This window comes from Arcobacter sp. ISO1 (genome assembly GCF_058105185.1).
The window spans coordinates 2,674,344-2,695,412 of the sequence record NZ_CM176573.1 but is presented as its reverse complement, the minus strand read 5'-3'; the positions used below and the strand labels follow the sequence as shown (position 1 = coordinate 2,695,412).

Genomic DNA, 21,069 nt, shown 5'->3' with positions numbered 1-21,069 from the left:
CTATTAACTTTCTACATAATTTTTTAAGTTTTTTCCAACTTTTGGATGCTTTAATTTTTTAATAGCACTTGATTCAATTTGTCTTACTCTTTCTCTTGTTACAGAAAGTTCTTTCCCAATCTCTTCTAGTGTTCTATCAGATGCATCATCCATAAGTCCAAATCTCATTCTAACAACAGCTTGTTCTCTTTCATTTAATTGTGCAAGAATTTGATCAATTTGTCCTTGTAAATCCTCTTTCATAATATTATCAACTGGTGTTGGAGCTTTTTCATCGGGAACAAAATCTCCAAATTTACCATCATCATCAGAACCAATTGGTGCTTCAAGTGATACAGGCTCTTTTGTGATTTTGATTACTTGTTTAACTTTATCAACAGGTAAAGCTACTTCTTTTGCAATCTCATCTACATCTGGCTCTTTACCATTTTCTTGAATACCTTTTCTAATGATTTTATTAATTCTATTAATAGTTTCAATCATGTGAATTGGAATTCTAATAGTTCTAGCTTGGTCTGCAATTGCTCTTGAAATTGCTTGTCTAATCCACCATGTTGCATAAGTAGAGAATTTATAACCTTTTTTATACTCAAATTTATCAACAGCTTTCATAAGACCAATGTTACCCTCTTGAATTAAATCTAGGAATGGTAAACCTCTGTTTGTATATCTTTTTGCAATAGATACAACAAGTCTAAGGTTTGATTTAGCCATTCTAGTTTTAGCTTCATCAGTAATTTTTTTACCTCTTTTAATTTGTTCTAAAACATCTTTTAATTCTTCTGGTTCTAAATCAAAGCCACCTTTAGATGCTTCTGCTGTTTGGAAAAGTTTTTTAATCTCCATATAAGTAGAAACCATAGTTGCCTCTGGAACCATTGAAGTAATTTGTACTTTAGATAAATTGATGATATTATCTAAAATCTTTTGGTGATTTTTTAATAAAATATCATTAAATAAAGGCAATTTATACTCTAGTTTTTTTAATTCAGTTTCAAAACCAGTATCTGATTTAAGTGCAGTTTCCATAGCTTTTACAATTTCTGTAATAAGTTTTGAAGTTGGACCTAAGTCTAATAATGCTTCTTTTAAAACTTTTTTCTTAAATGCAACTGCTAAATTAAATTGCATTACATCTACTTCATCATCAGAAGCAGCTGATTCTTTAGATTGGAATTTTAACCAATCTTTTTTTGCTTTTTCTAAAACTTTAAAAGCAGCAATAATAGTTTCTGCTCTTTTATCAAGTTTTTTTGCTTTAGGTGTATCATCATCAGAATCTAATTCTTCCTCTTCTTCAACTTCATCAACAGAATCAACACTATCTGAATCTTCATCATCAAAGTTTCTAAAAAGTTCTTTTACTTTTCTTTCTCTATTTACTAATGGTTCTCTATACTCTAGAATAAAATCTATTAAGTAAGGAACATAGCAAATAGCATCAAGAATTACATCTTCACCCATTTCTATTTTTTTAGAGATTTCTATTTCTTCCTCTTTTGTTAGTAAAGGAATCTGTCCCATTTCTCTAAGGTACATTCTAACCGGAGAATCAGATCTTGACCATTCTAAAAGTTCTTTACTTTTTAATAGGTCAAATACATCTTCATCATTGTCTTTTAACTTGTTTCTTAAATCTTCTTTTTTCTTAGCCTCTTCAGCATTCATTCTTTTTGCTTGTTCTTGGCCAGTAATAAGTGTTACGTTATATAATTGAACAAGTGCAATAAGTTTTTTGATATTTGCTGATGTAGGAGCTTTTGGAAAGATTTTAATAAGTTTTTCATAAGTAAGTATTGATTCTTTGTATTCTTTTACAATGGTTTCAATATCTTTATTTAAATCTTTTACGCTCATATACGGAAGTTCCTCGTTTGTTTTGAAAGATAAGGCACGTATTATACCGAAATTATTTAAAAAGTCCATTAATTTACTTTATTTAATCTATTATTTTTATACTTTTAGATAAAATGCAAAACTTTAGAAACTTTCTAAATTAGAAAAAAAGTAAAAAATTTAGAGTAATACTAGAATTTTAAAGTCTATTTAATAGACTATTTTAAGGAAAATTAATATGAACGAAATTACTGGAAAAGTATGGAACTTTGGAGCAAATATTGATACTGATGTTATTATTGCTGCTAGATATTTAAATAGTTCTGACCCTGAACACTTAGCAAAATATGTTATGGAAGATGCAGATCCTGATTTCCCAAATAAGTTACAAAAGGGCGACATTATAGTTGCTGGAGAGAACTTTGGATGTGGATCAAGTAGAGAACATGCCCCAATCGCACTTAAAGCTGCTGGAGTAGCTGCAGTTGTAGCACCATCTTTTGCTAGAATTTTTTATAGAAATGCATTTAATATGGGATTACCAATTTTTGAATTACCTGAATCAACTGAGATTGAAGAAGGACAAGAGATTTCAATTAATCTTGATAAGGGAATTATTACAAATAACGCAACTAATAAATCATATAAATTTATTCCAATTCCACCATTTATGCAAGAATTAATTGCAACTGGCGGATTAATCAATTACGCAAAAGAAGAGATGGGAGTAAATAAATAATGAAAAAATATGATATTTCAATTATCAAAGGTGATGGGATTGGTCCAGAAATTGTAGATGAAGCAATTAAGGTTTTAGATGCAGTTTCTTATTCTTGTGGTTTCGCTTTAGAATATAAAGAATATCTAATGGGTGGTATTGCTATTGATGAAACAGGAACTCCTCTTCCTCAAGAAACTATTGACGGAGTATTAAATTCTGATGCTTGTTTATTTGGAGCAATTGGTGGAGAAAAATGGGATACATTACCAAGGGAATTAAGACCTGAAACAGGACTTTTAAAGTTTAGAGAAGAAATGGAAGTTTATGCAAACTTAAGACCTGCAATTATTTATGATGAGTTAGTAAACGCTTCAACACTTAAACCTGAGGTTATCGAAGGTGTTGATATTATGATTGTAAGAGAATTAATTGGTGGAATTTATTTTGGAAAGCCAAGGGAAAATGATGGTTTCAAAGCATTTAATACTATGGTTTATACAAAACCTGAGATTGAAAGAATTGGTAAACAAGCATTTGAATTAGCAATGAAAAGAGATAAAAGAGTTTGTTCTGTAGATAAAGCAAATGTTCTTGAAGTTTCTCAATTATGGAGAGATACAATGGAAGAGATTGCTAAGGATTATCCAGAGATTGAATTAACTCATATGTATGTTGATAATGCAGCTATGCAATTAGTTAGAAATCCAAAACAGTTTGATGTAATCGTAACTGGAAATATTTTTGGAGATATTTTATCTGATACAGCTTCTATGGTTGTTGGTTCTATTGGATTATTACCAAGTGCTTCAACAGGTGATAAAACAGCAATTTATGAGCCAATCCATGGATCTGCACCTGATATTGCAGGACAAGGTATTGCAAATCCAATTGCAACTATTGAATCTGCTGCAATGATGTTAAGATATTCTTTAGGTGAGATGGAAGCTGCTGATAAAATAGATGTAGCAATCAAAAAAGCACTTAAAGATGGATATAGAACAAAAGATTTAGCAGCCTTTGATGCTAAAGAGGTTGTTACTACTTCTGAAATGGGTGATATTATTTCTAATAATATTAGTCAATAATTAAAAAGGCTCTTTTGAGCCTTTTATTTTTCCTCTCACACACAACTTACTAAAAAATAATCCACTTTATGATAAACTCCTTATTATTTTAATTTAGGATGTTTTATAAATGAAGGGTTTAGATACTTTAGAAAAAATTTTAATACCAGTTATATTAACAGGTTTTATTTTTATTATTAGTTTATATATTGGTATTGATTATGCTTTAGGTTCATATTTAGATATGCAAACAAAAAACTTTTTGGCATTTTACATGACCCTTTTATTAATAACTCTTGTAATAATTGCAGTTTTTGTTTCAAATCGATTTGTTAAAAAACCAATGATTGAGTTAACAGATTTTCTTGATAAAATAGAAAATGACCAGTACCAAACTTTTGAAAAAAGTTTTGCTAATACTGACATAGATAACTTTGTTATTCAAGTTAATAAATTGATTAACTATTTAGAAAACAAAGATAAAAAAACCAATTCTTTAATTGAAAACTTATCAGAATCAAATAAATTCTTAGAAGAGTATCAAAAAGCAGTAGATGCCTCTGCTATGATTTCAAAATTTGATAAATTTGGGAAAATCACCCATGTAAATGACAAATATTTAGAAAAATCTTTATATAAAGAAGATGAACTTTTGGGTGAAGAATACAATATATTAAGTTATGAAAATTTCAATGAAGACTTTTTTAATGCTTTATTTACAAAGATTTCAAAAAACAATATTTGGACTGGAGAAATAAAAAATTTAGATAAAAATGGAGAAGCTTTTTATACTTCAACTATTATTGTTCCTATTTTAGATTCAAGAAACAATATTTTAGAATTTTTATCATTTTCAATTGATATTTCAGATCATATTATATCTTTAAAAAAAGCAAAAGAAGCAGAAGCCTCTAAATCAGTCTTTCTTGCTACAATGTCCCACGAAATAAGAACACCTCTAAATGGTATATTAGGTTTTGCAAAACTTTTGGAAAATTCTGATGTTCCCAAAAAAGAAAAAGGTTATATCGATATTATCAATAGTAGTGCAAAATCTCTTCTTGGAATTATAAATGACATCTTAGACATCTCAAAAATAGAAAGTGGAAAATTTGAATTAGAAAAAAGAGCATTTAATCCCTTTAAAGAATTTGAACCGGCAATTGAGCTTTTTGTTGCAAAAGCAAGCGAAAAAAATATTGATATTTTGTTTTTTATTGATCCTAAACTTCCAAGTACTTTAATTGGGGATTCATTAAAAATAAAACAAGTTTTAACAAATCTAATGGGTAATGCTATAAAGTTTACTCCAAACGAGGGGAATATCTCAATTAGAATTGAACAAGTTCAAAGAAGCGAAAAGAAAGCAAATATTTTATTTAGTATAAAAGATTCTGGTATAGGAATATCAGAAGAATATCAAAAAGTTATATTTAATCCTTTTTCTCAAGCTGACTCTAGTGTAACAAGAAAATTCGGTGGTACGGGACTTGGTTTATCTATAAGTTCAAATATTATTAATATCATGGGCTCAAAAATCCAGTTACATAGTGAAGAGAATAAAGGAAGTGAATTTTATTTTGAATTAGAGATGGATTATGAGAAAAGTAAAAATTTATACCCACAAATTGATACAAGTTCTAAAATCGCAATTTTTTGCCATGAATATGATTGTACTTCTCAACTAGGAATGGTTAAAAAGTATTTAACAAACTATAGTGAACCAGAAATAACTTATGATTCTGAAACTTTAAATGAATTTAGTTTAATAATTGGAAAATATAATGATTTACTTAAATTGGATTTAACAAGAATCAATGTGCCACTAATATTTATTGCAGATTATAATGACAAAGAGATATCTATTAAAAACGAACATAGATTAATAAAATCTCCTATAAATCAATCAAAACTTTATGACACAATAGTTGACATATTAAATCCAAATTTAGAAGATGAAATAAAAATTGATAGGGAGTTAATCAAACATTCAAATATTTGTTGTTTAATTGTTGAAGATAATCCTGTTAATCAATACTTAATGGAAGCAATGCTTACCCAAAAACAAATTCGTTGTAAACTTATTGAGAATGGACAATTAGCGGTTGATGAAATAAAAACTGGAAATAAATATGAACTTATTTTTATGGATATTAATATGCCCGTTATGAATGGTATAGATGCAACAAAAGAGATTTTAAAATTTGAAAAAGAAAATGACTTAAAACATACTCCTATTGTAGCTTTAACTGCAAATGCAGTTGCTGGAGATAAGGAAAAATTTTTAAGTGAAGGGATGGATGATTATATCCCAAAACCATTTGAAGAATATATGTTAGATGAGATTTTAACAAAATATATAAAAGCAAGTAAAGAAACTAAATTAGATGATACTAATAACAGTGAAAAAACTATAATAGAAGATAAATATTCTTTAGAAGAAGTGGCAAAATCTTTAGGTTTAAAATTAGCAATATTTAAAAATATTTTTAAAACATTTATCTCTACAATTGATAAAGATTTAGAAAAATTAAAAACATCAATTGAAAATGAAGATTTTGAAGCTATTATCCAAGATGCTCATAAAATCAAAGGTGCTTCTGCAAACCTTAAGATAAATAATGTATTTGAAATATCTAAAAAAATTGAGCTAAGTGCAAAAGAAAATTCACAAATTGATTATAAAAGTGAATTTAATAAACTTAATGCATGTGTAGAAGATTTAAAAAAGGTAGACTAAAGTTTAAAACTTTTAATCTTTAAATACCTCTTTTACTTTTTCACAAAATTCATCAAAGGGTGGTAAGTCTAGTTTTCCATCTCTTTGTCTCTTACCCCACATTGGTTCTGGGAAATATGAATCCTCTTTAAATCTTGCCATTATATGAAAATGAACATGTGGTACATAATTTCCAAATGATGCAACATTTATCTTTTCAGGGCTATAATAATCAATCATAAGCTTTTCTATCTTATTTAAAGCTTCAAAGATTTCAAGCCTAATCTCATCTGAACAATTAGATAATTCTTTATAATTTTCATTTGTGAATATCTTTAACCAAGGAATTTCGCTCTGCTCAACTTGGATATTAATATTTTTTTTAGTGATAAGTGTCATGTATTTGTTTTACCTCGTCTATAGATTCAACAAAAAGGTCAACCAATTTTGGATCAAAATGTCCACCTTTTTCTTTTAATAATAATAATACTGCATCTTGTATAGACCAAGATTTTTTGTATGGTCTAACTGAAGTTAATGCATCAAAAACATCAGCAATTGTTACAATTCTAGCACTTATTGGAATATCTTCACCTTTTATTCCAAGGGGATAACCTGAACCATCATATTTTTCATGATGATTTTGTGCGATTATTTGACCTTCAATTAAATATGCACTATTGGTCTCTTTTAATATCTCACTACCAATATATACATGGCTTTTCATTATATCAAATTCATCATCACTTAGTTTCCCTTCTTTTAAAAGAATAGAATCAGCAATACCAACTTTTCCTATATCATGAAATGGAGCAGAGTAGTAGATTATATTCTGTTTCTCTTCACTTAGACCAATCTTTTTTGCAAGAAGCTTTGAATAATAAGCAACTCTTACTGTATGATTGGCAGTTTCGGCATCTTTATACTCAGCTGTTCTTGCAAGTACCATAAGTGTTTCATGCTCTCTATTTTGTATCTCTTGTGTTGCTTTTTTTACTTCATCTTCTAATAATAAAGCTTTATCTTTTAGTTTTAGTTGGGCTAATCTAAGATTGAGCAGATTAATTGTTCTTGCTTTGAATTCTGATATATCAATAGGTTTAGTTAAAAAATCTGTTGCCCCAGCTTCTAAAGCATTAATCTTTAGCTCTTGATCATCACCAGCAGCAGTTATAACAACAACTGGAATTTCATCATATGTTTCTCTAAATTTTTTAATTAATTCAATACCGTCAATATTTGGCATCATATAATCTGTAAATAAAATATCAATATCATTATTTAAAATGTAGTCTAAGCCCTCTTGTGAATCATCAAAACACTTAATATTTAAACCAAACTCTTCACCATAGGCTTCTACAAGCATTAAGTTAATTGCTTCATCGTCAATATAAACTGCATTTAAATTATTAAGTTCCATGTAATAATCACCTCTTTAATTAGTTAGAAAAAAAATTATTATAGCTGAAAAATTTTAAATTACCATATACTAATTTTAAGAAATGAAGTTAAAATAGATAAGTTCTTCCATATAATGGCTAGTTAAAGTATCTTTAAGCTAAAATTAATTATAATCCGTTTCCATTTTTCCAAGCAAGAAGGAATTTTTTATAAAATTTTTGTGTTTTATAAAGAGTTGGGAAGAACCTGAAAAAGCAATTATAAACTAAGCAGATGTCTGGTTTGTCTTTGTTTGGTTCCAAAGGTTTTCATTTGAAAATCTTAGTTACGGCAAAAAAACAAAGAATTTTGTTTTCTTATGCAGTTCTCCCCTGTTGGATTGTGGGTAAAAACACAAAAAGGACAGACTGATGAAAGTTAGAGCTTCAGTAAAGAAAATGTGTGATAAATGTAAAGTTATCAAAAGAAAAGGTATCGTAAGAGTAATCTGCGAAAACAAAAAACATAAACAGAGACAAGGATAATCATGGCAAGAATTGCAGGTGTTGATTTACCAAACAAAAAAAGAATGGAATATGCGTTAACGTATATCTACGGAATTGGTTTACATAACTCTAGATTAATCTTAGATGCTGTTGGAATTGATTACAACAAAAGAGCACACGAATTAACAGAAGATGAAGCAGCAGCTATCAGAAAAGAACTTCAAGAAAACTACATGGTAGAAGGGGATCTTAGAAAAAAAGTTGCTATGGATATTAAATCATTAATGGACTTAGGTTCATACAGAGGTTTAAGACACAGAAAAGGTTTACCTTGTAGAGGGCAAAAGACTAAAACTAATGCCAGAACTAGAAAAGGTAAAAAAAGAACTGTTGGTGCAGCATAATTAAGGATAACGTATGGCAAAAAGAAAAGTAACTAGAAAAAAAGTAGTAAAAAAGAATATTGCTGACGGTATCGTACATATTGCGGCAACGTTCAATAACACAATGGTAACAGTAACTGACAATGCAGGTAATGCAATTGCATGGTCAAGTGCAGGAAACTTAGGATTCAAAGGTTCTAAAAAATCTACTCCATTCGCAGCTCAAGCAGCAGTTGAAGATGCAGTAACTAAAGCAAAAGAACATGGAATTAAAAATGTTGGTATTAAAATCCAAGGTCCAGGTTCAGGTAGAGATACAGCAGTTAAATCTGTTGGAGCTATAGAAGGTATTTCTGTTAGATGGTTTAAGGATGTAACACCTTTACCACATAACGGTTGTAGACCTCCTAAAAGAAGAAGAGTGTAAGGAGTAGTTAATGGCAAGATATAGAGGACCAAGAGAAAAAATTGAAAGAAGATTGGACGCAGACCTTGGATTAAAAGGTGAGAGAAGACTTAACGGAAAATCTGCACTAGAAAAAAGACCATTTGCTCCAGGACAACATGGACAAAGAAGAACTAAGATTTCTGAATATGGTTTACAATTAAGAGAAAAGCAAAAAGCTAAGTATATGTATGGTGTTTCTGAGAAACAATTTAGAAAATACTTTAAAGAAGCTGTAAGAAGAGATGGTAATACAGGGGCAAACCTTATTACTTTTATCGAACAAAGATTAGATAATGTTGTTTATAGAATGGGATTTGCTACAACTAGAGCAAACGCTAGACAATTTACAACACACGGACACGTTTTAGTAGATGGTAAGAAAGTTGATATTCCTTCTTATGTTGTTAAACCAGGTCAAAAAATTGAAATTAAAGAAAAATCTAAATCTAACCCACAAGTTGCAAGATCACTTGAGTTAACTAACCAAACTGGTATGGTTGAATGGGTTGATGTAGATAAAGATAAAGTATTCGGAATTTTTACAAGAATCCCAACTAGAGAAGAAGTTGTTATTCCTGTTGAAGAAAGATTAATCGTAGAGTTATATTCTAAATAATAAATAAAGGTAGCAGCGTATGAAAAAATTTGCAGACACTCCATTTTTACCAACAGAAGTTGAAATCGAAGCAATCAGTGATAACGAAGCTAAGATTTCTGCATATCCATTTGAAAGTGGTTTTGCAATTACATTAGCGCATCCTTTAAGAAGATTACTACTATCTAGCTCGGTTGGATATGCTCCAATCGCAGTTAAGATTGAAGGTGCTTCTCACGAATTTGATTCGTTAAGAGGGATGCTAGAAGATATTGCTATTTTTATTATTAATCTTAAGAACATAAAATTTAAAATTAATGGTGATGAAGATCAAGTTGTTGTTGAATACTCTTTTGATGGACCAAAAGAGATTAAAGGTGAAGACTTAGTTAACTCTGATGTAGAAGTAGTTTCTCCAGATGTTCACTTAGCTACAATTAACAGTGACTGTAACTTAACATTTTCTGTAATTATTCAAAGAGGTATTGGTTATATGCCATCTGAAGATATCAGAGAAATGATTAGTTCAGATTTTATTCCACTAGATGCTTTCTTTACACCAGTAAAAAAAGTAGTTTACGATATCGAAAAAATGTTAGTAGAAGATAACCCTAACTTTGAAAAAGCTGTATTTAACGTACAAACAAATGGACAAATTACTCCAATTGCTGCATTTAAAGAAGCAGTATCTGTTATGTACTCACAAATGTCAGTATTTAACAAAGTATTTGATTTATCTGAAGTAACAGTTAGTGATACGGGAGAAGAGCCAGTAGAACTAAAAGATTTAATTGTAAAAATTGATGATTTAAATCTAAGTGCTAGAAGTTTCAACTCTTTAGATAGAGCTGGACTTAAATTCCTAGGTGAATTAGTACTTATGAGTGAAGTAGAAGTTAAAAACATTAAAAATTTAGGAAAGAAATCATTTGATGAAATTCAAGAGAAATTAGAATCTTTAGGTTTCCCAATTGAGAATACTCTTCCTGAAAATGTTGCATCAGCTTTAAGAAGAAAATTAGAGCAACTAAAAGCATAATTAAGGGTTAAATATGAGACATAAGCACGGATATAGAAGATTAAACAGAACTTCTTCTCATAGAAAAGCATTGTTAAAAAACATGGCAATCGCTATTATTGAGAGAGAAAAAATCGAAACAACTGTTCCAAAAGCAAAAGAATTAAAAAGATATATTGAGAGATTAGTAACAACTGCAAGAAATGCAGACTTTAATACACATAGAGCAGTATTCGCTTTATTACAAGATAAAGAAGCTACTAAAAAACTAATCAATGAAATTGCACCAAAGTATGAAGACAGAAATGGTGGATATACTTCAATTGTAAAAACTAGAATTAGAAGAGGGGATGCTACTACAATGGCATTCATTTCTTTCGTATAATCTTTAGATTTTACATCTTTCAAGAGGGAGTAAGTTTTCTTACTCCCTTTTTTTATTACTAAAAATTACAAATTTATTTCTTAAAAATCATTTACCAGAATTTAATCATTTTTTATATATAATAGCGCGCAATTATTATACATAATTCCTAGGAGAATATATTGATAACTCTAAAAGAAGCACTAAAACTAAATAGTGAAGAAATCAAGAAAATACAAGAAGATATTGCTTTAAAAGTTAAGCAAAGCAATATTGGTGCTTATGTAGAGCAGCTTAAAAATGAAGAGCTTTCAACTTCTGGTGAAGGTATTCCTATTGCAATCAAAGATATTATAAATGTAAAAAATTGGAATATTACATGTTGTAGTAAGATCTTACAAGGTTATGTAAGTGCTTATGATGCAACAGTAATTGAAAATTTAAGAACTGCAGGATTAAGTCCATTTGGTAGAGCAAATATGGATGAGTTTGCCATGGGAAGTAGTACAGATACTTCATGTTATGGAAAAACTTTAAACCCTCACAATGAAAATAAAACTGCTGGTGGAAGTAGTGGTGGAAGTGCAGCAGCAGTAGCAGCAGGACTTGCAGTAGCAGCTTTAGGAACTGACACAGGTGGTTCCGTTCGACAACCAGCAGCTTATTGTGGTGTTGTTGGGATGAAACCAACTTATGGTAGAGTTTCAAGATATGGTGTTACGGCTTATTCATCTTCTTTGGATCAAGTTGGACCTATTACTCAAAATGTAGAAGATGCAGCAATTTTATATGATATTATTTCTGGACATGATGAAAAAGATTCAACTTCTGCAAACGTAGACTACACTCCCGTTGCTCCAAATTTAGATAGTGATAAAAAACTTAAAATAGCTGTTATAGATAACTTTGTTGATCAAGCTAGTGAACCAATCAAAAAAGGTTTTGAAAAAGCTATTAAAGCTTTAGAAGAAGCTGGTCATGAAATAGTTCACAAGCAGATGCTTGATACTGAAAAAATCGTTTCAACATATTATATTGTTGCAACAGCAGAAGCATCTGCAAACCTTGCCAGATTTGATGGTGTTAGATTTGGTAATAGAAAAGGTGATGGTGGACTAAAAGATATGTATGTTCAAACTAAATCTCAAGGATTTGGCGATGAAGTACAAAAAAGAATTATGCTAGGTTCTTTTGTTTTAAGTTCAGGTTATTATGATGCATACTATATTAAAGCACAAAAGGTGAGACATCTTATAAAAGATATGTATGAAGATATTTTTAAAGATGCAGATTTAATCCTTTCTCCTGTTGCTCCAACAACTGCACCAGAGTTTGGAAGTTTCAAAACTTCATTAGAGATGTATCTAAGTGATATATATACAATTTCAGTAAACTTAGCAGGATTACCTGCAATATCTCTTCCTGTTGATAAAGATGAAGATGGTATGCCAATAGGTTTACAACTAATAGGACAAGCGTATGATGAACAAACTATGTTCAATGGTGCTTTAGCATTAGAAAAAGCTGTTGATTACAAATAATAAAAATTACAAAAGGCAAAAAATATGAGAATTAGAAAAAGAGCATTGACATTTGAAGACGTTTTATTAGTACCTGCTAAGTCAGAGGTATTACCAAAAGAAGTTTGTTTAGAAACAAAACTTACAAAAAATATTAGCCTTAATATTCCATTTGTATCTGCAGCTATGGATACTGTTACAGAATATAGAGCTGCAATTGCTATGGCAAGACTTGGTGGTATTGGTATAGTTCATAAAAATATGGATGTACAAACACAAGCACTTCAATGTAAAAAAGTTAAAAAAAGTGAATCTGGAATGATTATTGATCCAGTTACTATTAAAAAACATCAAACATTACAAGATGCAGAAGATATTATGGCATCTTATAAAATCTCTGGAGTTCCTGTTGTTGATGACAATAATAAACTACTAGGTATCTTAACAAACAGAGATATGAGATTTACTAAAGATTATACTCAAATAGTTCAAGACAAAATGACTTACATGCCATTAATAACTGGTAAAGAGGGAACTACTTTAGATGAAGCTGCAGATATCATGCACCAAAGTAAAAAAGAAAAACTACCAATTATTGATGATGAGGGAACATTAAAAGGTCTTATTACAATTAAAGATATTAATAAAAGAAGAGAATATCCAAATGCAAATAAAGATGAGTTTGGAAGACTTAGAGTAGGTGCTGCTATTGGTGTTGGTCAATTAGATAGAGCAAAAGCACTTGTTGAAGTTGGTGTTGATGTTTTAGTACTTGATTCTGCTCATGGTCATTCAAAAGGTATTTTAGATACTGTAAAAGCTATTAAAGCTGAAATGGATGTTGAAGTTATTGCAGGTAATGTTGCAACTGCTGAAGCAACTGCTGATTTAATTGCAGCTGGTGCAGATGCTGTTAAAGTTGGAATTGGACCTGGTTCTATTTGTACAACTAGAATTGTTGCTGGTGTTGGAGTTCCTCAAATCTCAGCAATTGATGAGTGTGCTGCAGAAGGTGCTAAAACTGGTACTCCAATTATCGCTGATGGTGGTATCAAGTTCTCTGGTGATGTTTCAAAGGCATTAGCAGTTGGTGCAAGTGCAGTTATGATGGGAAGTGCATTAGCTGGTACTGAAGAATCTCCAGGTGAAGTTATCCTTTCTCAAGGTAGAAAATTTAAATCATACAGAGGTATGGGTTCAATTGGAGCAATGGCTAAAGGAAGTACTGATAGATATTTCCAAGAAGGTACTGCTGCTGATAAATTAGTTCCAGAAGGGATTGAAGGTATGGTTCCATATAGAGGTTCTATTGGAGATATTATCCACCAAATGGTTGGAGGATTAAGAAGTTCAATGGGCTACTTAGGAAGTAAAGATATTCCTACTTTCCAAGAAAGAGCAGAGTTTGTAGAGATTACAAGTGCGGGGCTAAAAGAGAGTCATGTGCATGATGTGACGATTACTAATGAGGCACCTAACTATCACATATAATATGCTTTTATAGCATCATCTTTTAAATTCACTCTGCGTTAAAGAGTGAATTTAAATGCTCACGTACTTACATGTACGCTCCGCTTTAAATTAACTCTTTGCCTTGATTGACTTCAAAATCTAATACTCTAAAAGCATATTAATAGATTTAATTATTTTTTTTAATATTTATAAAATTTAAAAATCCAATGGACTCCTTATTTCATTTTTGTTTAATTCTTTTACCACATGAGTATATATCATAGTTGTTTCTATTGATTTATGTCCTAATAGTTCTTGAATACTTCGTATATCTGTACCATTTTGAAGTAAATGAGTTGCATATGAATGTCTAAAAATATGAGAGGTTACTCTTTTATCTATATTGGATTTTTCAACCGCATTTTTTATATTTCTACTTAAAGTTACATCTAAAATATGATGTCGTCTATGTTCACCGCTTCTTGGATCTTTTGATATCTTATTCATAGGAAAAACATATTGCCATTTGGTTTCAAATTTTGCTTTAGGAAATTTTCGTTCTAGTGCATAAGGGATAAATACACTTCCATATCCATTTTCTAAATCTTTTTGGTGTATTTCTTTTACTTTTTCTACTTGAATTTTAAGTTCATCCTTTATTTTTAATGGAAGTGGCAAGGTTCTATCTTTTAAGGATTTACTATCCCAAATATAAATTTTATCAAATCCAAAATCTATATCTTTAATTCTTATGTTTTGGACTTCTTTCATTCTAAGTCCACACCCATACATAAGTTTGACTATAAGCTGATAAATACCCATCATATTGGAAATTATACTTTTAACTTCATTTATAGTAAGCACTACGGGAATATGCTTTCTCTCTTGAGCTCTTAAAGCTTGAATATTTTGTTCTTTTAAAGAAATACTTAATACTTGTTCATAAAGAAAAACAATTGAATAAAAAGCTTGGTTTTGAGTAGTAGGAGATACATTTAGATTTTTGGCTAGATAAGTTAAATACTCTTCAATTTCTTTTTTACCCATAGTATTAGGATGTCTTTTATTATGAAATAGAATATATTTTTTTGCCCAATAAATGTACACATTTTCAGTTTTTAAACTATAGTGCTTTACTCTAATTTTATCCCTCATTATATCAAGTAGTTTTTTACCCATAATATCTCCTAAACTATAAAATGTTATTTAAAGTTAAATTTTTCACTTTTAACATACATTATGTATATTAAAGTTCCAAATATCGACATAAAATATACATAAAAATTATAACTTATAATAAAAATATATAGAAAAAATATTGCATTATGTAATATTTATCTATAAAGATGCATGAAATAAGCTTTTCTACTAAATATATAATAAATTAGTGGATTTAAGTACTTTATTTATATAATGTATATTCAATAAATAGTTATCGGCTCGCCTAGGGCGAACCGATAACGGCAGTACTGAGCGAGTTCTTGTCATCCTTCGCCTACGGCCTTCGGATAACAAGTCGCAGGAGCGAACACTCTTTTCCACTCATTCAGTTGGATTTCGAAAACTCCGTTTTCAATCCTCCTTTCTGAGTGTCGCTCAGCACTGCCGTTATATTTTTAAAGTTTTCAAGGAGTAAAATGTGTCAGAAGGAAGTAAAGCATTAACAAAAGCTCTTGAGTGGGTAGTTGAAATCGACCCACCCGCAATTATTGCATCTATAAAAGCTGAAAGAGAAAAAAATCCAAAAGCCAGTAATAAAAAGTTAGCAGAAAAAGCTTTTTCTGTTGCTAGATGGAAGGCAACATCAACGGGAGTAGTTACTGGATTACCTGCAAATCCTTGGACAGCGGTACCTGCAGCTACTGCAGATGTTGCTGTTACTCTTCGTACTGAAGTATTAGCAGTTGCAAGAGCAGCTATTATCTATGATGAGAACTTTTTCGATGATGAAGATGCCAAGTGGGAACTCTTGATACCTGTTTTTGGACTAAATGTTGGAAGCCAATTTGCTAGAGAATTTGGTATCCGAGGTGGTATGGGGGTTACAAGAGTTGCTATAAAAAAATATTTATCAAAAGAAACTCTGAAAGCATTCAAAAAGATTATGCTCAAATATTTTGGTATTAAGGTCACCCAAAAAGGTGTTATTACAAAAACTCTTCCGATAGTGGGAGGGCTTATTGGTGGAGGTTGGAATTATATTGAAGTAGGTAGGGTTCGTAAAAGAACAATATCCTACTTTGAAGATAAAAAAATATAACAAATCAGAGGAGCCAATAAATTACCCTGCGGGCAATTTATTGGCTCACTTTAATCGTTATCGGCTCGCCTAGGGCGAACCGATAACGGCAGTACTGAGCGAGTTCTTGTCATCCTTCGCCTACGGCGTTCGGATAACAAGTCGCAGGAGCGAACACTCTTTTCCACTCATTCAGTTGGATTTCGAAAACTCCGTTTTCAATCCTCCTTTCTGAGTGTCGCTCAGCACTGCCGTTATAGCTACAAGAGATTAAAATTGAATAGACATATCAAAGGTAAGGGTTGTGATGGATAATGTTGATAAAAAAATAAATGACACAAATCAAGTTATTGAAAAAAATATAAGTAAGTTTGACGATAGTGAGAGAGGCTTACTTTCTCAAAATATTCTAGCACAACTTAGAAATTTAGTCGAATACATTTTTTTGAAAATATACAATCAAAGAAATAACCAATCTCTTGAACCTAAATACGAAAATTTTAGGATTGCTGAAAAGTATGTGAAATCAATTGGAATGCTTAGGTTTTTAGGCAAATTTCATGATTTATTACAAATCTCTGCTTCTCATTATACGCTTGATGAAAATGCATCAGAAAGGTTAATGCTTAAATATTATGAATATCTTTTGAAAATAAAATCATTTCTAATAAAAGAACACAATTTAGAAGTTTTTGCTAATATCAATGAATTTCCTATTAAACTTGATAAAACCACACAAGAATATTATGAAAAAATTGCAGAAAGAATAGACATACCCTTAACAGGTTCAACTAAAAAAGATAGATACTATATCCAAAAAATTAAACCTTTTTTTGTAAAAAATGAAGTTTACTATGAGGTAACTTTTACAAAATCTCATGACAAAGTAACCAAGTTTGATAGAATAATCGCTTTTACAAAATTAGACATTACTCCCAATTATGCGATAGATCTTTTTCTTGGAAAAGAATTTATCGAACTTTTAGGTAAAAAAATGCCTATAAATATTATTCAAAACTGGGAAGTTTCAATAAGACCTTGTGAACTTAATAACTTTGCAAGAATATTTGGTATGTATATAAATATTCAATCTGGTCACAAAGAATACAAAGAATTAATGCATTTCTTAACACAAACAAGTTTCTGTCTTAATGAATATGTCATTCAAGAGCAAGAATATTATGATTTTGTAAAAAACAAAGTAACAGATGGCAGTAAAATACAATTTTTTGATGTATTAGATAAGTGTAGAGAATTGTTATTGCGTAACGGAGCAAGTTCAAATATTATTCGATATCTTCTATATATTATGAATAATAAAATTATTAAGACTCAAACCTATAATGAATCAAATCCTATGCTGTCCAATCTTTTACTTAAATGGGAATGTATAGCTTTTGATAACATGCCTTTTACAACTTCTTTAAAAAATCATAATCCAAGAATATATGATTTGTTTGAGTGCATAAGTCATGAAAATAGAGAACATGAATTTTTGGCAAGATTGATTCAAAACAATACAGAAATGAAAGCAGAACTATTTACCCCACTAAATGAAGTGGAGAAATTTGATAATCTTAATGCTCTTATCAAAAGATATAACGCTCTAATTTATAGAAAAACACAGTCAAATCGCTTGATCGAGAGTTATAAAGATAATTTTCTTTATATGAAAGGTTACAAAGAAAACACAATAGAAATAATAAAAAAATTAGAAAAATTATCTAATGAAGGCATTGAAAATTATTCGAACTCTGTAAAAGCTTGGATTGAAGAAACAGATCATGAGATAGATTGTGAAGATAAAATGAAATTTTTAATTAAAATGTTTGAAAATTCAAAAATAGCTATGATTTATGGAGCAGCTGGAACTGGTAAATCTACAATGATAAATCATATTGCTAACTTTTTTAAGGATTATAAAAAAATCTTTTTAGCTCAAACAAATCCAGCAACTGATAATTTAGATAGAAAAGTTGATGCTCCTCATTGTGAATTTATGACAATTACAAAATTTTTATCTAAAAAAAATACTAATACAGAATGCACTATATTGTTCATAGATGAAAGTAGTACTGTAAACAATAAAGATATGCTAGATATTTTAAATAGAGCTTCTTTTACTCTTATAGTATTAGTTGGTGATATTTTTCAGATTGAATCCATCAGGTTTGGCAACTGGTTTGAAATATCAAAAGAGTTTTTACCTAAAAACTCTATATTTGAACTAACTCATCCTTGGCGAAGCAAAAATAAAAATTTACTAGATTTGTGGGATAAAGTAAGAAATATAAAAGATGATATTTCAGAGCATATTCAAAGGCATGGATATTCTGTCAAGTTGGATGCATCGATTTTTGAAAATCATAAAGATGATGAAATCATACTTTGTTTTCATTATGATGGGGTTTACGGCATAAATAATATAAACAGGTTTTTACAAACAAATAATTCACATAAACCTATTGAGTGGGGAAGTTTAACGTATAAAATCAATGACCCAATTTTGTTTAATGATACAAAAAGATTCGGAGAAGCCATATACAATAATCTAAAAGGTAAGATTGTTGGTATAAAAGTTTTAGATAAACAGATTGAATTTGATATAGAAATAGATAAAGTGATAAATGAGTTAGATACACAATGGTATGATTTTGAATTAGTAAGTAGTGATAGCAGAAAATCAGTTATTAGCTTTAAAGTTAATGAGTTTCCAACAACAGATGAGGATGATGAGTCATCGGAAGCTATAGTTCCCTTTCAGGTGGCATATGCCGTTTCTATTCATAAAGCTCAAGGCTTAGAGTATAGTTCTGTCAAGATTGTTATTACCGATGAGGCAGAGGAACAGATTACTCATAATATTTTTTATACTGCAATAACAAGAGCAAAAGAAGACTTAAAGATATACTGGTCACCTGAAACAGAAGACAAAATATTACACGGATTAAAACAAAGAAACAATAAAAAAGATGTTGGACTACTTAGAGGAATGATGAAATAAGAAACTTGAAAGACGTTTCATATAAAGCTATAACAAAACCTAGCAGTGAACGCATAGCGTCACTGAAGTCAAACGTTATCGGCTCGCCTAGGGCGAACCGATAACGGCAGTACTGAGCGAGTTCTTGTCATCCTTCGCCTACGGCGTTCGGATAACAAGTCGCAGGAGCGAACACTCTTTTCCACTCATTCAGTTAGATTTCGAAAACTCCGTTTTCAATCCTCCTTTCTGAGTGTCGCTCAGCACTGCCGTTATATCTAAAATAAATCAAAGGTCTCGAATGATAAAAAAAGTTTTCCTGATTATAAGTCTATTTTTTTATTTTGAAATAAATGCTAAAAATATAGATATTCAAACTTTAAATAAAATTGATAAATATGTTGAAAATGTACAAAACAAAGCAAATATCCCAGCTATTTCAATAGGTGTAATCAAAGATGATAGTTTAGTCTACAAAAAAAGTTATTCAAAAGATACAACTATTACATCAGATTCATTGTTTTATATTGGTTCTTTAACCAAGTCATTTACAGCCTTAGCAATTATGCAATTAGTAGAAGATGGAAAAATTAATTTGGATGATTCAATAAATAAGTATCTTTCTTGGTTTAAAATAAAAGATGAAAAAGATGTCAACAATATAACTATTAGAACACTGTTAAACCAAACCAGCGGATTTTCTACTTATGATGGATTGAAAAATTTTGATGATTGGGATAGTAGTAATTTTGCTTTAGAAAAAACTATTCGGGCGTTAAAAGATGTCTCACTTATTTCAAAGCCATCAACCACTTTTTATTATTCAAATATAAATTATCAAATTTTAGGTTTAGTTATAGAAAAAGTAACTGGGCTTTCTTATAATCAATATATAAAAGAAAATATATTTAATAAACTTGATATGAAAAATAGTTATGCCACTTTAGAAAATATTGACAAAAAAAATATAGCACAAGGACATAGACTTTGGTTTGGTCAAGCTATAAAAAGTGATTTTCCATTTAGTAAAGTTTTACTTCCTGCTGGATATATTATTTCAAATGTTGAAGATATGAGCAACTATTTAATTGCACAGTTAAATAAAGGAAACTATAAAAAAGAACAGGTATTTTCACCCTCTATTATCAAACAAATACAAAAACCAAGTGCTACGATAGTCAAGGATAAAATCCATTATGGCTTTGGATGGTTTGTGGATACTAGTGAAAAACTTTATTTAAATCATTTAGGAACAGCCCCTGGATATACAGCTTCAATGATTATATTTCCAGAAGAAAAACTAGGTCTTATTATGCTTACAAATACTACTTCATATACATTAGGCAGTAATGAGTTAAACACTCTAGCAGGTGGTATTATTGATATAATTAGAAATAAAGAACTAAAAGATACCACTATAGATATTATCTCTATATCTGCATATATATTTTTTATTGGTTTATTGATAGTTCAATTATTTTTAATGAAACGATTTATTCAAAAGCATAAAGATGTCAAAAAGTATAGAACAATAGTATCATTTATATTTGATATTTCAATTATCATCTCACTATTTTTTATTATACCCAAGTTGTATAATTTAACATTTAGCGGATTTTTAATGTTTGTACCAGATATCGGCTATTTAATGCTAAGTTCAATTGTTATATCATTATTAGGACTGATAGGAAAAAGTATCATAATGGTTAAAATATATAACAAAACCTTGGAGAGAAATATTTGACCCTGCGGCTCAAATATTTCTCAACTCAACCGTTATACATAAAAAGAAGAATATAAAACTACATAATGATGCAAGTGTAATAAACGAACGCATACTC

At 29.9% G+C, this 21,069-nt stretch carries 18 protein-coding genes; 14 read left to right on the top strand and 4 right to left on the bottom strand.

Going from position 1 to position 21,069, the window contains the following annotated elements:
* Window positions 1–3 precede the first annotated feature (3 nt).
* Entirely contained in the window at window positions 4–1,857 is a 1,854-nt protein-coding gene (gene rpoD / locus AC2TY9_RS13335; protein WP_489778011.1) for an RNA polymerase sigma factor RpoD, read from the bottom strand.
* Between the two features lie 217 nt (window positions 1,858–2,074).
* On the opposite strand from rpoD, the gene AC2TY9_RS13330 reads away from it, so the two are divergent.
* The 3 genes from AC2TY9_RS13330 to AC2TY9_RS13320 all read left to right on the top strand — a co-directional run bounded on the left by AC2TY9_RS13330 (window position 2,075) and on the right by AC2TY9_RS13320 (window position 6,361).
* A complete protein-coding gene (locus AC2TY9_RS13330) occupies window positions 2,075–2,575 on the top strand; it encodes a 3-isopropylmalate dehydratase small subunit (protein ID WP_489778010.1) in 501 nt (166 codons plus the stop codon).
* The gene (gene leuB, locus AC2TY9_RS13325) at window positions 2,575–3,642 is read left to right on the top strand and encodes a 3-isopropylmalate dehydrogenase (protein ID WP_489778009.1); all 1,068 of its coding nucleotides are present in this window, start codon (window positions 2,575–2,577) and stop codon (window positions 3,640–3,642) included. Before AC2TY9_RS13330 ends, leuB begins: the two co-directional genes overlap by 1 nt.
* Before the next feature lie 109 nt (window positions 3,643–3,751).
* Window positions 3,752–6,361 (top strand): ATP-binding protein, encoded by a 2,610-nt coding sequence (locus AC2TY9_RS13320; protein WP_489778008.1) that lies wholly within the window; start codon window positions 3,752–3,754, stop codon window positions 6,359–6,361.
* Between the two features lie 12 nt (window positions 6,362–6,373).
* Here AC2TY9_RS13320 and AC2TY9_RS13315 read toward each other — a convergent pair whose 3' ends face one another.
* Together AC2TY9_RS13315 and AC2TY9_RS13310 are read right to left on the bottom strand one after the other, a co-directional pair.
* Entirely contained in the window at window positions 6,374–6,739 is a 366-nt protein-coding gene (locus AC2TY9_RS13315) for an HIT family protein (RefSeq protein WP_489778007.1), read from the bottom strand.
* A complete protein-coding gene (locus AC2TY9_RS13310; RefSeq protein ID WP_489778006.1) occupies window positions 6,723–7,760 on the bottom strand; it encodes an HD-GYP domain-containing protein in 1,038 nt (345 codons plus the stop codon). The genes AC2TY9_RS13315 and AC2TY9_RS13310 overlap by 17 nt, the downstream gene beginning before the upstream one ends.
* A gap of 391 nt (window positions 7,761–8,151) precedes the next feature.
* On the opposite strand from AC2TY9_RS13310, the gene rpmJ reads away from it, so the two are divergent.
* From rpmJ to guaB, 8 genes are all read left to right on the top strand, one after another.
* On the top strand, window positions 8,152–8,265 hold the full coding sequence (rpmJ, locus tag AC2TY9_RS13305; protein WP_114838802.1) for a 50S ribosomal protein L36: 114 nt from the start codon (window positions 8,152–8,154) through the stop codon (window positions 8,263–8,265).
* A gap of 2 nt (window positions 8,266–8,267) precedes the next feature.
* Window positions 8,268–8,630, top strand: a complete 363-nt coding sequence (gene rpsM / locus AC2TY9_RS13300; RefSeq protein ID WP_489778005.1) for a 30S ribosomal protein S13 — start codon at window positions 8,268–8,270, stop codon at window positions 8,628–8,630.
* 13 nt (window positions 8,631–8,643) lie between these two features.
* Window positions 8,644–9,036, top strand: a complete 393-nt coding sequence (rpsK, locus tag AC2TY9_RS13295) for a 30S ribosomal protein S11 (RefSeq protein ID WP_489778004.1) — start codon at window positions 8,644–8,646, stop codon at window positions 9,034–9,036.
* 10 nt (window positions 9,037–9,046) lie between these two features.
* Window positions 9,047–9,673 carry a 30S ribosomal protein S4 gene (gene rpsD / locus AC2TY9_RS13290; protein WP_489778003.1) on the top strand — a complete coding sequence of 209 codons (627 nt, stop codon included), beginning with the start codon at window positions 9,047–9,049 and terminating at the stop codon, window positions 9,671–9,673.
* Between the two features lie 19 nt (window positions 9,674–9,692).
* Entirely contained in the window at window positions 9,693–10,691 is a 999-nt protein-coding gene (locus tag AC2TY9_RS13285; RefSeq protein ID WP_489778002.1) for a DNA-directed RNA polymerase subunit alpha, read from the top strand.
* Window positions 10,692–10,704: 13 nt separating this feature from the next.
* Window positions 10,705–11,055 (top strand): 50S ribosomal protein L17, encoded by a 351-nt coding sequence (gene rplQ / locus AC2TY9_RS13280; RefSeq protein WP_489778001.1) that lies wholly within the window; start codon window positions 10,705–10,707, stop codon window positions 11,053–11,055.
* 161 nt (window positions 11,056–11,216) lie between these two features.
* Window positions 11,217–12,575 carry an Asp-tRNA(Asn)/Glu-tRNA(Gln) amidotransferase subunit GatA gene (gatA, locus tag AC2TY9_RS13275; protein ID WP_489778000.1) on the top strand — a complete coding sequence of 453 codons (1,359 nt, stop codon included), beginning with the start codon at window positions 11,217–11,219 and terminating at the stop codon, window positions 12,573–12,575.
* 24 nt (window positions 12,576–12,599) lie between these two features.
* Window positions 12,600–14,045 (top strand): IMP dehydrogenase, encoded by a 1,446-nt coding sequence (gene guaB / locus AC2TY9_RS13270; protein WP_489777999.1) that lies wholly within the window; start codon window positions 12,600–12,602, stop codon window positions 14,043–14,045.
* Between the two features lie 177 nt (window positions 14,046–14,222).
* Here guaB and AC2TY9_RS13265 read toward each other — a convergent pair whose 3' ends face one another.
* Window positions 14,223–15,185 carry an integron integrase gene (locus tag AC2TY9_RS13265; protein WP_489777998.1) on the bottom strand — a complete coding sequence of 321 codons (963 nt, stop codon included), beginning with the start codon at window positions 15,183–15,185 and terminating at the stop codon, window positions 14,223–14,225.
* Window positions 15,186–15,645: 460 nt separating this feature from the next.
* Here AC2TY9_RS13265 and AC2TY9_RS13260 point away from each other — a divergent pair, with 460 nt between their 5' ends.
* The 3 genes from AC2TY9_RS13260 (at window position 15,646) to AC2TY9_RS13250 (ending at window position 20,972) form a co-directional block, all read left to right on the top strand.
* Window positions 15,646–16,266 (top strand): hypothetical protein, encoded by a 621-nt coding sequence (locus tag AC2TY9_RS13260; protein WP_489777997.1) that lies wholly within the window; start codon window positions 15,646–15,648, stop codon window positions 16,264–16,266.
* A gap of 286 nt (window positions 16,267–16,552) precedes the next feature.
* Window positions 16,553–19,249 carry an AAA family ATPase gene (locus AC2TY9_RS13255; RefSeq protein ID WP_489777996.1) on the top strand — a complete coding sequence of 899 codons (2,697 nt, stop codon included), beginning with the start codon at window positions 16,553–16,555 and terminating at the stop codon, window positions 19,247–19,249.
* 280 nt (window positions 19,250–19,529) lie between these two features.
* Window positions 19,530–20,972 carry a serine hydrolase domain-containing protein gene (locus AC2TY9_RS13250; protein WP_489777995.1) on the top strand — a complete coding sequence of 481 codons (1,443 nt, stop codon included), beginning with the start codon at window positions 19,530–19,532 and terminating at the stop codon, window positions 20,970–20,972.
* The last annotated feature ends 97 nt before the right edge of the window (window positions 20,973–21,069 follow it).

What these genes read in the sequence shown, in the direction of transcription:
- rpoD (WP_489778011.1), bottom strand. Translation starts at nt 1,857, where the DNA reads ATGAGCGTAAAAGATTTAAATAAAGATATTGAAACCATTGTAAAAGAA.
- AC2TY9_RS13255 (WP_489777996.1), top strand. Translation starts at nt 16,553, where the DNA reads ATGGATAATGTTGATAAAAAAATAAATGACACAAATCAAGTTATTGAA.
- AC2TY9_RS13330 (WP_489778010.1), top strand. Translation starts at nt 2,075, where the DNA reads ATGAACGAAATTACTGGAAAAGTATGGAACTTTGGAGCAAATATTGAT.
- rpsD (WP_489778003.1), top strand. Translation starts at nt 9,047, where the DNA reads ATGGCAAGATATAGAGGACCAAGAGAAAAAATTGAAAGAAGATTGGAC.
- rplQ (WP_489778001.1), top strand. Translation starts at nt 10,705, where the DNA reads ATGAGACATAAGCACGGATATAGAAGATTAAACAGAACTTCTTCTCAT.
- AC2TY9_RS13285 (WP_489778002.1), top strand. Translation starts at nt 9,693, where the DNA reads ATGAAAAAATTTGCAGACACTCCATTTTTACCAACAGAAGTTGAAATC.
- AC2TY9_RS13265 (WP_489777998.1), bottom strand. Translation starts at nt 15,185, where the DNA reads ATGGGTAAAAAACTACTTGATATAATGAGGGATAAAATTAGAGTAAAG.
- rpsK (WP_489778004.1), top strand. Translation starts at nt 8,644, where the DNA reads ATGGCAAAAAGAAAAGTAACTAGAAAAAAAGTAGTAAAAAAGAATATT.
- AC2TY9_RS13250 (WP_489777995.1), top strand. Translation starts at nt 19,530, where the DNA reads ATGATAAAAAAAGTTTTCCTGATTATAAGTCTATTTTTTTATTTTGAA.
- leuB (WP_489778009.1), top strand. Translation starts at nt 2,575, where the DNA reads ATGAAAAAATATGATATTTCAATTATCAAAGGTGATGGGATTGGTCCA.
- AC2TY9_RS13310 (WP_489778006.1), bottom strand. Translation starts at nt 7,760, where the DNA reads ATGGAACTTAATAATTTAAATGCAGTTTATATTGACGATGAAGCAATT.
- rpmJ (WP_114838802.1), top strand. Translation starts at nt 8,152, where the DNA reads ATGAAAGTTAGAGCTTCAGTAAAGAAAATGTGTGATAAATGTAAAGTT.
- AC2TY9_RS13315 (WP_489778007.1), bottom strand. Translation starts at nt 6,739, where the DNA reads ATGACACTTATCACTAAAAAAAATATTAATATCCAAGTTGAGCAGAGC.
- rpsM (WP_489778005.1), top strand. Translation starts at nt 8,268, where the DNA reads ATGGCAAGAATTGCAGGTGTTGATTTACCAAACAAAAAAAGAATGGAA.
- AC2TY9_RS13320 (WP_489778008.1), top strand. Translation starts at nt 3,752, where the DNA reads ATGAAGGGTTTAGATACTTTAGAAAAAATTTTAATACCAGTTATATTA.
- guaB (WP_489777999.1), top strand. Translation starts at nt 12,600, where the DNA reads ATGAGAATTAGAAAAAGAGCATTGACATTTGAAGACGTTTTATTAGTA.